This window comes from Paenibacillus sp. FSL H7-0943 (assembly GCF_037963265.1).
Lineage (GTDB): Bacteria > Bacillota > Bacilli > Paenibacillales > Paenibacillaceae > Paenibacillus_AQ > Paenibacillus_AQ odorifer.
The window spans coordinates 2,968,475-2,982,562 of record NZ_CP150148.1 but is presented as its reverse complement, the minus strand read 5'-3'; the positions used below and the strand labels follow the sequence as shown (position 1 = coordinate 2,982,562).

10 protein-coding genes are annotated in these 14,088 nt (G+C 42.3%); 3 read left to right on the top strand and 7 right to left on the bottom strand.

Annotation, left to right across the window (positions count from 1 at the left end):
* Positions 1 to 354: 354 nt before the first annotated feature.
* From NSQ55_RS12895 to NSQ55_RS12870, 6 genes are all read right to left on the bottom strand, one after another.
* Complete coding sequence (locus NSQ55_RS12895) at positions 355 to 1,362, bottom strand: ROK family protein (protein ID WP_339173732.1); 1,008 nt, start codon at positions 1,360 to 1,362, stop codon at positions 355 to 357.
* Positions 1,355 to 2,041: an N-acetylmannosamine-6-phosphate 2-epimerase gene (locus tag NSQ55_RS12890; protein ID WP_038570497.1), complete on the bottom strand. Its 687-nt coding sequence runs from the start codon at positions 2,039 to 2,041 to the stop codon at positions 1,355 to 1,357. Before NSQ55_RS12890 ends, NSQ55_RS12895 begins: the two co-directional genes overlap by 8 nt.
* A gap of 8 nt (positions 2,042 to 2,049) precedes the next feature.
* Positions 2,050 to 2,967 (bottom strand): dihydrodipicolinate synthase family protein, encoded by a 918-nt coding sequence (locus tag NSQ55_RS12885; RefSeq protein ID WP_076310420.1) that lies wholly within the window; start codon positions 2,965 to 2,967, stop codon positions 2,050 to 2,052.
* Between the two features lie 58 nt (positions 2,968 to 3,025).
* Positions 3,026 to 3,913, bottom strand: coding sequence for a carbohydrate ABC transporter permease (locus NSQ55_RS12880; RefSeq protein ID WP_051491452.1), 888 nt, complete (start codon positions 3,911 to 3,913; stop codon positions 3,026 to 3,028).
* Positions 3,914 to 3,925: 12 nt separating this feature from the next.
* Positions 3,926 to 4,774: a sugar ABC transporter permease gene (locus NSQ55_RS12875; RefSeq protein WP_052097471.1), complete on the bottom strand. Its 849-nt coding sequence runs from the start codon at positions 4,772 to 4,774 to the stop codon at positions 3,926 to 3,928.
* Positions 4,775 to 4,903: 129 nt separating this feature from the next.
* Positions 4,904 to 6,295: an extracellular solute-binding protein gene (locus tag NSQ55_RS12870; RefSeq protein ID WP_339173727.1), complete on the bottom strand. Its 1,392-nt coding sequence runs from the start codon at positions 6,293 to 6,295 to the stop codon at positions 4,904 to 4,906.
* A 262-nt stretch (positions 6,296 to 6,557) separates the two neighbouring features.
* On the opposite strand from NSQ55_RS12870, the gene NSQ55_RS12865 reads away from it, so the two are divergent.
* A complete protein-coding gene (locus NSQ55_RS12865; RefSeq protein WP_339173724.1) occupies positions 6,558 to 8,186 on the top strand; it encodes a response regulator in 1,629 nt (542 codons plus the stop codon).
* Between the two features lie 5 nt (positions 8,187 to 8,191).
* Positions 8,192 to 9,997: a sensor histidine kinase gene (locus NSQ55_RS12860; protein WP_339173722.1), complete on the top strand. Its 1,806-nt coding sequence runs from the start codon at positions 8,192 to 8,194 to the stop codon at positions 9,995 to 9,997.
* 2 nt (positions 9,998 to 9,999) lie between these two features.
* On the opposite strand, the gene NSQ55_RS12855 is transcribed toward NSQ55_RS12860, so the two are convergent.
* Positions 10,000 to 11,571, bottom strand: a complete 1,572-nt coding sequence (locus tag NSQ55_RS12855; RefSeq protein ID WP_076126001.1) for an ABC-F family ATP-binding cassette domain-containing protein — start codon at positions 11,569 to 11,571, stop codon at positions 10,000 to 10,002.
* Between the two features lie 167 nt (positions 11,572 to 11,738).
* On the opposite strand from NSQ55_RS12855, the gene NSQ55_RS12850 reads away from it, so the two are divergent.
* Positions 11,739 to 14,048: a hypothetical protein gene (locus NSQ55_RS12850; protein WP_339173720.1), complete on the top strand. Its 2,310-nt coding sequence runs from the start codon at positions 11,739 to 11,741 to the stop codon at positions 14,046 to 14,048.
* The last annotated feature ends 40 nt before the right edge of the window (positions 14,049 to 14,088 follow it).

Below are 14,088 nucleotides of genomic sequence, written 5' to 3'. Positions count from 1 at the left end.
CATGTGGTTCTAACTAAATTATTTTAAAATTTAACCAATCCCAAAACACTAATCAATCTTCAATGGTTCAATTGTTTTTACCGCACTCAGGGGAATCTGAGAAATAGAATAAATGTATTCTATACAGTTATTTCGTAGGCAAATGCAATCATTTTGACTTTAGTTGCATTTTCTACAACTAAAAACACGAGAAGCCACCACTAAGGCTGTAAATCAAGAAAATAGCTGTACAAAATACACTTATACCCATCGGCTGGAGGGATTCGAGAAATATAGTTGTACGATGTACAATTAAACTCGCTTCTACGTATTGCTCCCCGTGATTTTCTATACAGATAGATGGTGAATAGCCCCTTATAGCTCTGCTCTCTTTACTTTATCGGGACTATACTCCCACATCTGCAGCCCCGCACCGATCATTCCACATAAATTACCATAATAGGCTGCTTCAATACGAACATTTTCCAGCATCGATGGCATTACTCTGCCCTTTACTTCCCTTCTAATGCCTTCAAACAAAAGTTCGCCTGCTTCAGCAACTCCACCGCCAATGACGATGACTTTAGGGTTAAAAATATGGATTAATGAAGCAATCGCGGATCCGAGCGCAGCAATCGTGTCTTCCATTAACTCTGTGGCCAGAGAGTCACCTGCCCGCCATCTCGCTATCACTTCCCGTGAGTCTACGTTCTCTGGGGACTGGTTATGTAATAAAAGCTTGTCGCGCATGCGACGTGCGATACTTGTGCCTGAAGCATACTGCTCCAAACAGCCTGTTCCACCACAAACGCATGCAGGTCCTTTGAAATCTACGGACATATGCCCTAACTCTCCAGCCCCACCCCAAGAACCGTGGACAAGATGGCCGTCTACGACTACCGCTCCACCCACGCCCGTACCAAGGGCAAGACAGATAAAGTCTTTTACCTCTTTGCCTGAGCCTAAATATTTCTCTGTTATTGCTAATACATTCACGTCATTATCAACGATTACCGGAAGATTAAACTGTGTCTGAAGCAACTCCTTCAAAGCTGTGCCAGCATAGCCAGGGATAAGCTCCGAAGCGGAGCGGATACGCCCCGCCTCCCAATCCATTTGCCCTGCTGATCCTACGCCAATTCCTTGGAGCTGAATTCCCGCTTGTTGTGCTGTTATTTCATCCATTAATGTCCGAATTGCTAGTATAATGCGATCCATTGTTTTCGTCTGTCCAACCAATGTGCTTAGGCTTACAGTATGTAAAACCTCCCCTTGTGAAGAGACGAGTCCGGCATTAATTTTCGTGCCGCCAATATCTACTCCGATCGCATATTCTATATGAGGATCATACCCTTCCATCGCGGACTCACCTCCGTCAGTCATTGAAATTGCTCACGGCCTTAACATATCTCGAAGTGATCAATTGTGGCCTAGTAATTGCACTTCCTACAACAACATAGGATGCCCCCGCATTCTTAGCTTTTGCTGCGTCTTCCGGTGTCCATATCCGTCCTTCCGCAACAACAGGAATGTTCACTAATTTGCTTAATTGTTGAATTAAGACAAGGTCCGGTCCTTCCTGCTGTGTACTGTATGGGGTGTAGCCTGAAAGCGTGGTACCGATGAAATCCACACCTAATTTCTCAGCGGCAAGCCCTTCCTCAAATGTCGAAATATCCGCCATAACCAGCACACCTCTCAGATGTGCATATTCTATTAATGGCTTTACTGACTCTAAGCGTTCTTCCCGATTCGTTACATCAAGCGCAACAATCTCTGCTTTTGCAGAAACAATCGCCTTCACTTCATCTAAGGTTGGTGTTATAAATATGGCTGATCCGGGAATATCCCGTTTAATAAGTCCAATGACCGGTACATTTACTTCTTTTTTGATAGCTACAATATCTGGAACACCATTTGTCCGGATTCCTATAGCTCCTGATTGAACCGCTGCTCTTGCCATTTTAGCCATTGTATCCCCACCATGAAGCGGCTCATGCTCAAGTGCCTGACAGGAAACAATCAGACCTTTCACCGGAAAGATATCACTTATTCGAGTCATTATTAACCCTATCCTTTCGCTTCAAGAATATAATCTAATATTCTATTGTTCAGAGCTTCCACCCGCTCCTGATCGGAATCCTTAATCGGTAAAAGTGGCATTCTTGGCTGACCTGTTTCAAATCCGCGCACACTAAGGATCGCTTTACACGCACCATATAATGAAGGAAAGGATAGCAATTCAACAATGAGATCATTGATGATAAACTGCCATTTCTGCGCCTCAGCCATCTCTCCTTGCACATAACATTGTTCCACTTTTAGGAATAACTCTGGCATCACCCCATAAGTTCCACCAATCCCGCCATCTGCCCCAATACTGCGGCCCGCCAAATACTGCTCATCAGGTCCATTTAAGACTAGAAAATCCTTCCCGCCTGCGGCTTTAAATTGCTGAAGCTCAAACGTGCTCTCCGCCGAAATTTTCACCCCGATCACTTTATCCTGAGCTGCCATCTTAATCAGCAAGCTTTTCGATAATTGAAAGCCTGTAGTTTGTGGGATGTGATAGATAATAAATGGAAGCGCTGTACTATTAATAATTGCCTGCCAATGACTTTCAACACTGTCCGGAGACAGACGATAATAGATCGCAGGAACAGCCGATACGGCATGTGCGCCAACTTTCTCAGCATGGATAGCTAGTTCAACACTGTCTCTTGTAGATGGAGCACCCACGTGAGCAATGATTGTAAGCTCTTTTCCAACCTCTGCTATAACTGCCTCGAGCATTTGTTTGCGTTCTTCTACAGATTGCAGCATACCTTCGCCAGAGCTTCCGCCAACATAAAGACCTTTTACTCCCGTAGAAGCATACTGACGAGCTAATTTTCGGGCTCCTTCTTTATCGATTTCCCCCTCAGCATCATAACTGGAGTACATAGCAATAATAATGCCTTTAAAGGATTCAAGATCATATGATTTCATAAATTACAGCCTCCATCGTTTAATTCATTACTATTAATTTTCGTTGTTATAAGAATAATTAGCCTTTTACAGCCCCCATAGTAATCCCTTGGGTAAAGGCTTTTTGGAACATTAGAAAAATTGCAATCATAGGAATAGAGGCTAACGCAGCACCCGCCATAAGCAATCCATAGTTTGTTGTGAATTCACCCCGAAGAGTCGCTACCCCAAGTGGTAATGTCATCATTGAAGTCGATCTGGTCATGATCAGCTGACTGAAATAATCATTCCAAGAAGTGATGAAGGTAAAGATAGCCAGTGCCCCTATTGCAGGCTTTAACAAAGGTAAAATGATGGTTCCGAACAAACGAATCTCAGAGCTGCCATCTATTTTGGCTGCTTCAATTAATTCTCCTGGAATCGTCTGCGCGAACTGCTTCATTAGGAAGACTCCAAATGGCCAGCCAATCGCTGGTAAAATAAGCCCTTTATACGTGTTGACCCACCCAAAATCTGCAAGCATCGTAAACAGCGGGACAAGAATAACTTGCTTAGGCAATGCCATAGCGGCAACAAACATCGTAAAGATAATCCCTCGGCCAGGAAAAGACTTTTTGGCTAGCACATATCCAGCACAGGAAGAAACGATACAAATCGCTGCCATTTCACAAAAAGCAATGATGAAACTGTTAAACATCCAGCGCTCAACGGGATTCTTAAATAACTCGGTCCAGTTTTGCAGAGTCGGCTTAGCCGGAAACCATTCCGGGGGGATCGTTGTTGCCACAGTCTGAAGCTTAAATGCCCCTGAAACCACCCAATAAAAAGGGAAGATAAAAAACAACGTTGCTAGAATCAACAGGATGGTCGCTAATATTTTTGGAATCGTCAATTCTTTTTTCCATTTGCTTACTTTCTTAGATTGGCCAATAGGTGCTCTCAGTTCTAACGGATTCGTAGAATTCATGATGTCCCCTCCTTAATACTCAACATCACTGCCAAAGTATTTGAATTGAATGATAGAAATGATCCCGATCACAATCGCAAGGATGACACCCATCGCCGAGGCATATCCAAAATGACCGAGCATAAAGGCTTGTTCGTAAACGCCATACATAACAGTCGATGTGCTATACACAGGTCCACCCGAGGTGAGCAACTGAATTAGTGCAAAACATTGAAAGGTGTTGATCGTGGTAATCACGATAATATATAAGTTCGTTGGCATTAGCATTGGCCATAATATTTTCCGGAAAATCTGCCAAGGCGTCGCTCGATCAATCTCAGCTGCTTCTATGTAAGAAGTAGGAATGTTCCCAATAGATGCCACATATAAAATGATCGGCTGCCCTACAGAGGTCGTTATCAGAACCACGATAATAGCAAGCAGTGCAGTCCTCGTATCTCCTAACCAGGATATAGGCTCCATTCCCAAAAAGCTGGTCAAATAATTTAGAATCCCATAGTTCGGATGATAGATCCAGCCCCAAACGACTGTGATGCTTACGACCGAGGATACAGCCGGCAAATAGAACACTCCGCGGAAAAACGATCTGGCAAACTCTTTTTTCTTATAAATATTCATAGAGATAAATAACGAGAAAATAATAACGATGGGTACGGTGATGAGTACAAGCAATAATGTATTTCCCATCGACTTCCTGAAGTTATCATCTTTTATTAAGGAGATATAATTATCGAGGCCAATAAAGCTGAAATCTCTCAAGGAGTAATCAAAGAAACTAATATAGACCCCTTTCACCATCGGATAAGCTACAAAAAGCAGGAAAAACCCAAATGCCGGCACTAAAAAGAGATAACTCATCATCCAGTCACGAATCACATAACCTTTTATTTTGCGAACCGTTGTCCCCACAGTCCTTCCCCATTTCTTCGATGATTTAAAAAGAAAAGAGTGCTTCCCGCACTCTATTCTTTTGGACACCATTCACTTTTTTTATTTCATTGCAGCCTTTGCTTTCGTAATCGCTTCGTTTGCTTTTGCAGCAAAGCTGTCCAAAGCTTCTTTACCGGTTGCTCCTCCAGTTAAAGCACGTTGTAATTCAGGGAACCAGAAGGTACGAATATCAGCATATCCATCGGCAATGGTAGGTGCATCTGTTGTGAATTTACGAGCATACTCAGCGTATTTGTACTCTGCATCATCATAGAGACCTGTAATCGAATTACGAACAGACAAACCACCTGTTTGAATCAAGTTTTTCTTCCCCCATACAGGATCATTAGCAATAAAATCAATCAGCTTCTTAGAAGCTGCAATCTTAGCTTCATCACCATTATTGAATACAGCCATACCGCCGAGGTAAGGTTCAAGCTTAGGTTCCGATCCATCTAAAGTAGGGAATGGAAGCAGAACATCTTCGAATTCAACCATTTTTTTAGATACGTTCTGAGCTTTAAGTACTGCAGAATAGTTGAGTGTAAAGGCTAATTTCCCTTGTAAAAATAAGTCGTTCACGTCAGCAGCCGCAAGGGAAGCCGCACCAGAAACGCTAAGTTTATCTTTTGTAGCTTGAACGATCCAATCCAACGCTTTTGCAGCATTATCAGTATTGATAGCGACTGCGGAATTATCTTCATTTAGAAATCTGGATACACCTAAGTTAGCAAGATATGCACGAGTTCCTTGATCTCCAGCCTGGCTCTTCGCGAAGAATCCGGTAGGAATAACATCAGGTGCTTTTTCTTTAACAGCTTCCAGCGCTTTCTTATATTCTTCAAACGTCCAAGTTCGGTCTTCCTTATCCAGAGGAAGCAAATCTAGCGCGCCAATCTTCTCAAAAACGGTCTTGTTTACCGCCATCATAAAAGGAGCTGTATTGATCGGATACATAAAGATCTCTTCGCCAACACTAGACTGTTTCCAAAAGGCTTCCGAAATATCATTTTTCACTTCATCGGTCACCATATCATTAAGAGGTGCTAATAAGTCCTTTTTACCCCAGTCAATAATCCGTCCAGGAGCATCATAAATTACATCAGGTGCGGTATTCGAAGCAATTGCCACATTCAGTTTTTCAGGGCCGCCTTCAAAGGTGATCATCTCAAGGTTGACTTTAATTTCCGGATTCTTCTCATTAAAAGCTGCAATGATTTCCTTCTCATATTTGCCAACTTCACCATCTAAAGCTTGAAAGCTCGGAAAATTCCACCATGTTATTTCTACTGGTTTAGCAGCAGTCTCAGTAGCCGCGGGCTCACTCTTATCAGTATTATTACTTGGTTCATTGGCGGAATTCGCTGTATTCGTATTTCCGCATGCAACTAACTGTGTACCTAAAAGTGCGACACCAACAATGCTTATTAGCCCTTTTTTCATTGCTCTCATGTGCTACCCCCTATTATTTTTGTGGAATAGAATGCTTTCTCATTCCTTGCGCTAATCATAAATCAATTATAAATTCAGGAGAATCCCACTCCTTTTACATTTAGGGTCGTATTCTGACCTATACCTTCTTTCAGCCCCTCTTCAATGTTATAATACATTACATATTTCACCTATAATCATTTTAATTTTTAGCTTATAACTTACATTTGATGATATCGTTGTTGAAAAATCCACTATAAATCTAGTCTTCCGGAGGGATTTCATGTACAAGCTTATGATTGTAGAGGATGAACCGTTAATACGGACGGGATTAAAACATTACTTTTCGTGGCAGGAGCTTGGTGTTCAGAGTATTGTTGAAGCGGAGAATGGAAAAGAAGGCGTCGCTACCGCACTACGTGAGCAGCCAGATTTAGTGATCACTGATATTCGCATGCCCGAAATGGATGGTCTTCAGATGATAGAAGAGCTTCGCCAATTCCTTCCTGATACTTTGTTTATTATTTTGACAGGATTTAATGATTTCGAATACGCTCAACGAGCCATCAAGCTTGGGAGTGTGCATGCTTTTTTACTCAAACCTCTGGAATATGAAGAAAGCCTAACCGTGATTCAAGAATGCATGAACAAGCTGCAACTTAAACAACAAGAACAAAGGAAACGTTCTACTCTGGAAGGTTCACAACTTATAAAGCTACTACTCGAAGAAGAACAACCTGCAATTGACACTAATTTAATCGCTGAATTATGTAGTTTCAAAAGTAAACATTATCTGTATCTCCCTTTTGTTTTGGCAGGTTTCCCTATCAGAGAAACACCTTCACCATCCACAAGGTGGATGCGAGAACAGACGACTAAGTTCATACATCTTGCAACGGAGGCCTATCTCCCGGCAAGTCTGCCACGATCTATTTTTACATATGCTGCTAAATCCAAACTATACGGGCTAATAGTCATGGGATCACAGACTGCAACGAGCATTGTCCCTTTTGAGACCCAAGTACTTACTGAACTCGATCAGCATTTGAACAAGCTTACGTTAGAACATTATCTTGCCCTTTATCTTGCCATAGGTACAGTGACGAACGAACTGTCTCAAATCACTTCATTACTTCACGAGTCTGAAAAGCTGTTATATCAACGTTTCTATCAGAATGAACGGAATATATTCCATATCTCTTCTATAAAGGCAGGCGCCACAGCTACTAAACCAATGCTTATCCAACTAGATGACAACGATAAGAAACGAATAATCTCCTGCATCGAAAACGCCAATAAACAAGAGATTCTACAATTAATGCAACGATTGGCACAAGATATTTTGCATAAAACAGATGGCCATTCACCTGATCTATGGCTTGCATATGTACAAGAAATCATAAGTGTCATTATCCGCTTCGCTAATAAAAACCACATTCATAGGGATGGTGTGTACAGCGATAAACTATTAAACCTTACTTTTGTTGAGGATTTTCACTCCCTTGAGGTCATGTTCGAGTGGCTGGGGAATTGGATGGTTCATCTGGGGAACATATATACCGAAGGTCTGACGGATAACCATCAGCAGGATGTGATTATCTTTGAACATATCAAATCCTTCATTAGAGCTAATATTGATCAAGATATTACTCTACAAATGGTAGCGGATCGCTTCTTCTATAACCCTTCTTATTTAAGCCGTCTGTTCAAAAGAAAACTCGATAAGAACTATATGCGATTTGTAACCGAAATCCGTATGGAATACGCGCAGGAATGCTTAAAAAAACCGGAAATTCTAGTGACCGATGTCTGCACAATGTGTGGTTACAAGAGCTATAAGCATTTCGTTAAAACGTTCCGGCTCTTCACCAACATGACCCCATCAGACTATAGAAAACAATCGGGGTGGTAAGCAAAATGATGCAAATAAACCAGCCAAAAAAACGTTATCGGATGCGGCATGTCAATCGGCAGATTTTTGTGCTGATGATCCTGACCATTACTATTCCTTTGCTGATTATATCCGCGATTATCTATATTTTTTCAAATCAAGCCGTCAAAAATGAATATCAAAGCAGCTCTAATCTCATCCTTAATAATCTTTCTTTCAACATCGACCAGTATCTGCAAAGTATTGAAAAAGGGACCCTTAACGCCCAAGTAGATAGTCAATTACAAACCGCTCTCGAGCATTGGACTATCAACAAAGATAATATCGGGAATGATCTAAGTATTCAGTATGGAAACACGATTGAACAGTTCATCAGCGGGATTGAAATGACGATTAAAAATGTCGACAGTGTGCAGATTTTCGCGGGGTCACGTGTATTCTACTCCGCCAATTTCAATCGTGCGGATTATGATGTGAAGGACTACACCCAAGAGGATTGGTATTTACAGACGCAGCAAAAAAAGGGGGGCGTAATCCTGTTTGGAAGTCATCTCCCCTTCTATCGCACCAATTCCAAACAATCCGTCATCTCCATTGCCAGAGTCATTAATAAAAAAGGAAGCAAGCAGCCCTTAGGTGTCATGTTAATCGATATCCGGCTGGATTCATTACGGGAAATCTTAAAGCTGTCCGAGAATAGCAAGCGGAAATTTATTATTTTAGACGATAAGGGGGGCAACGTTTACAGCTCAGATTCATTGGAGACGAGTCCTTTAGAGCCAGTCCCTATCGACAAACAGGCGCTTAACACTTTTATGAACAATGACGCCGGGAGCTTATATGGTACTTTTGATGACAAGGATTCGTACATTAATTTTGTTACCTCTCCTTACTCCAACTGGAAGGTCATTCAATATATTGATGAAAAAGAGATGACTAAGCAGGCTTCTTTTCTTGGCAAAATCATTTTAACCTTGGCGCTCTTATCGCTTGTCACTGCACTCTTATTTATGTATATCCTCTCGGAACGCGTAACCAAACCTATTATTCTGTTAAGCCGGAAGGTGAAGCTGGTGGGGATGGGGAATTTCGATGTGGATTTGTACAGTAATCGTCAAGATGAATTTGGGGTTCTATATAATGGAATTCGTAAGATGGTTAAGGATTTGCAAAACTATATTGAGCGATCTTCGATGGCCAAGGCTCAACAAAAAGTAGCCCAGTATGGTGCGCTCAAAAGCCAAATCAATCCGCATTTTCTGGCAAATGTCCTTGAATCTATTCAAATGAAAGCCATCATCAATGGGCAAAGAGAGCTTGGCGAGATGGTGGGGATCGTGGGCAGATTGTTTCGGATTCATATCCAGACTGGGAAAATCACCGTTACCCTGCGCGAAGAACTTGAGCATGTCCGGCTATATGTGAAGATTCAGCAGTTGCGTTTTGGGGATAAATTACAGTACATGGAGCAGCTAGATCCGCAATGCGAGATCGTTAAGGTCATGCACTTCTCCTTGCAGCCCATCGTAGAGAATGCTATCGTACATGGCCTAGAAAGCCGCAGTGAACCAGGTCTGCTTGAGGTATCCTCGGTGATATCGGGGGAGGATATGCTGATTATCGTTAAAGATAACGGCATTGGCATCGAGGAAGAGAAACTTAAACAGCTGCGTTTCCGTCTCTCTCAACCCTCAGATACCTTAGATGAAGAACATATTGGCATTAAAAATGTTCATGATCGTATTCAATTTCATTTTGGCGAAAAATATGGAATTGAAATTTCCAGTCACGTAGGTGAAGGAACGACAGTGATCATCCGACTTCCCGCGTAATCCTAAACATTTTGCTCAGTAATGCCTAATTCAGGATCAAAGGTGAGCATTTTCGTCGCTATTTTATCAATAAAAAACCGATCATGACTAACTGTTACTACAGCGCCAGGAAAATGAATCAACGCCTGCTCCATCACCTGAATACTGGTTAAATCCAAATGGTTAGTGGGCTCATCTAAAATAATGACAGCAGCTCCGGAGAGAAGGCATTTCGCTAAAGCCACTCTGGCCTGCTGTCCACCTGAAAGGCTGCCAATCGTTTTACTCAGATCCATTTCCGAGAATTGCAGCATCGCTAGAAATTTATTCACCTTTTTCCGCGGTGCGTCCAGTCCCAGTCCATAAACATTTACGGCATGGCTGACGGTATCTTTATGATCCAGCTCATCCCACATCTGATTAAAGTACGCATAACCGACCCCGCGTTCCCAAGTCACTTCCCCCGATTCCGGTGCTTCTTGTCCAGTCAGTACCTTGATGAGTGTCGACTTTCCGCTGCCGTTCGGACCCACGATAGCTATCCGGTCTTCCTTTTGAATATCGAAGCTAATGTTCTGGAAAATGGAGCGGCCATCATAACTTTGTCCAATCCGCTTCACTTCCCCCAGCTTGTCAGGAAAACGTAAATTACTATAAATATCAGTGATTAATACGTTAACTGGATGAGGTTCCACTCGTTTTTTCATATCCGTTAGCTTACGGGATAGACGGTCCTTAGAAGACTTCTTACTACCACGGTTTTCAATGGCCTCGGACTCCATAAGGAGAAGTTCTTCTTCCCACTCAAATTGCCGATCGAGCACTTTTTTACGCATCTTCTTTTTACGAACGTAATCGGTATAATTGCCTTCATATTCCTGAAAATGATAGTTCTCGATTTCTATCGTCCGCGTGACCACTCTGTCAATAAATTGCCGATCATGAGAAACCAGAAGCATCGCCCCATTGAAACGGTGCAACCACTGCTCCAACCATACGATCCCTTCCATATCCAAAAAATTAGTAGGCTCATCGAGCAATACAACATCGGGCGCTTCAATTAAGACTTTAGCCAGTGCCGCGCGGTTCCTCCAGCCTCCGGATAACTCCTCTACAGGTTGATGCCGCGATCTCTCATCAAATCCTAATTTAGTCAGCACCGTATTGATTTCTACAGATACATTCCAGCCATCCAAATGCTCCATTTGTTCAAAAAGCTCAGCTTGGCGCTCTAAAAGTGCATTCATCTGGACATCATCCGACACCTGCCCAAGCTGTTCTCCTATTTGGTTAAGCTCCTGTTCAATGCGTGCTACCTCTTCGAAGCAAAGTTCTAACTCTTGTTGTACAGACAAAGACCCGGAAAGCTCCGAAAATTGAGAGAAGTAGCTGATCTTCACATTGGGATCTAATTCTACTTTTCCTGCCGTTGGCTCCTCTTTTCCCATGATTAGCTTAAAAACAGTAGATTTACCTGCTCCATTTCGTCCGATTAAGCCAATACGTTCGCCCTTGCTCACACGAAAATAAATATCTCGAAAGATCAATGTATTCTCATATTTCTTAGTTACGTTCTCCATTCGGATTACGCTCAAGTCTATCACTCCTAGTTCGTATAGATCAGAATTCATCGTTGAATACCCAAAAAGCTATTATAGCACTAATTAAAAAAAGGACTTTATAATCATATTATTACTTATATTTATTTCCGATATATGTATTTATATTAATATAAATTTATAAATACATAAGGAGGATTACAATGAGTTTGCTAAAATCATTCAAGAAAAATGCTAGTGTTATTATGTGCATTACCCTGCTCTTTTCTCTTTTTATTGTGTATCCGGCAAGTGCTTCTACCTTCTTCCAAGACCGTTTTGAAGAGGGCGATAATCTATGGACATCCACTAGTGGGAATTGGACTATTGTTGAGGACGAAGGCAACAGCGTATATTACCAGTCTGCCACAAAAGAAGGACGTACTTCTGCAGGTGATCCAGCCTGGAGCGATTACACTGTGGAAGCGGATGTAAAAGTTGTTGATTTTAATGGCTCAAACAGAACTTATGTTGCAGGCAGATACATAGATGGAAATAATTTTTATGCAGCTTCTTTGTATAATAATAATGATGGCATGCTGGAAATCAGAAAGAAAGTTTCTGGATCTACTTCAACTTTGTCCAGCAAACCTTACGCTCTGCAAACAGGAGTTTGGTATAATGTAAAACTCGAAATGAGCGGAAATACCATCAACATGTATGTAAATGATACGCTGGAGCTCTCAGCTTCCGATTCCAAATTAAAAAAAGGTGCAGCAGGGCTCGTTACCTTTAAGACAATTACGATGTTCGACAATGTGACCGTTTCTGATACCATTGGCACTACGCCGACACCAACACCTACTGCTACACCATTACCGACTGCTTCACCAACACCTACTGCTACGCCATTACCTACTGCTACACCAACACCGACGGTTACACCGACACCGACTGTTACACCGATACCGACTTCTTCACCAACGCCTACTGCTTCACCGACACCTACTGCTACACCGATACCGACTGCTTCACCAACACCAACTGCTACGCCGATACCGACTGCTTCACCAACACCAACTGACATGCCGACACCGACTTCTTCACCAACGCCTACTGCTACGCCATTACCGACTGCTTCACCAACGTCTACTGCTATACCGACACCGACTGCTTCACCAACGTCGACACCGGTTCAGGTTAGTGAATATGATTTGGCTGGGTTTGCCACAGGAACAACAGGTGGTGGAAATATCCAAGAAACCAGTCCACTCTATAAAAAGGTATATACCGCAGAAGATCTTGCCACTGCACTGAGAAAAGGATCCAAAATAAAGGTTATTGAAATTATGAACGACTTGGATCTGGGATGGAATGAAATTTCTGATGCAGCAAAGATCTCCCCATTTAGCGCTCATAACAATGCTTTAACACATCCCGTATTAATAGAGACTGGTGTCAGCAAAGTGTCTATGGACAACTTCGACGGTTTGACCATTTTCTCTGCTAAGGGTGCAACCATTAAACATGCCGCTTTTACCTTTAAAAGAAGCTCTAACGTCATCATCCGCAACCTTGAATTTGATGAGCTGTGGGAATGGGATGAAGCAACCAAAGGGAATTACGATAAAAACGACTGGGACTACATCACCATTGAAAACAGCAACAACGTATGGATCGACCACTGCACTTTCAATAAATCTTATGACGGAGTTGTCGATGTTAAAAAAGGCAGCAACGGCGTCACCATTTCATGGTCATCCTTCTTAGGGGATGATAGAAACGCACACAGCTGGGTTACTCAGCAAATTAATGCTATGGAAGCCAACAAGGCTGCCTATCCCATGTACGCTTATTTAAGAAGCAGCTCAGTTGGCCTAAGTAAAGACGACATCATTGCGATTGCCGCTAGTCAAAAAAAGGGCCACTTAATAGGCGCAACAGAGTTTGCAGCTGATAATGCGCTTCTTTCTGTAACGCTCCATCACAACTACTATAAAGATATACAAGACCGCATGCCCCGCCTTCGTAGTGGTAATGCGCATGCCTATAACATTGTAATGGACAACGAAGATACCAGATTGGCTAAAAAACGTCTAACCTCCGCTATGGAAAAAGCGATCTCAAGCAAGGGGTATCATTTCGGGGTTACAAGTAACGGAGCCATCTCGACAGAAGGAGGAGCTGTATTACTTGAAAGTTCTGTAATCATTGATGTAGTGTATCCTCTTCGCAACAATCAAGCGGATGCAAATAATAGCAAATATACGGGTGCAATCGCAGCTTTAGATACGATCTATTCACTTGATGGAGCAACATTCAGAGGAGACAGTACAGCAAAGAACAGCCCTCTCTCCCCTGCACCCGCTGCCGTTAAAGCATTTGCATGGAACGGATTCACAACACTACCTTACAGCTACACTTCAGATGACCCAGCTAGTCTAAAATCTAGACTTACCGCTGTTGACGGCTCAGGGGCAGGCAAATTGTCCTGGTCAAACAAGGAATGGTTGAAAACAAATTACAGCAACTAACTCGACTAACTAATTACTGAACACATACTCCCATAACTAC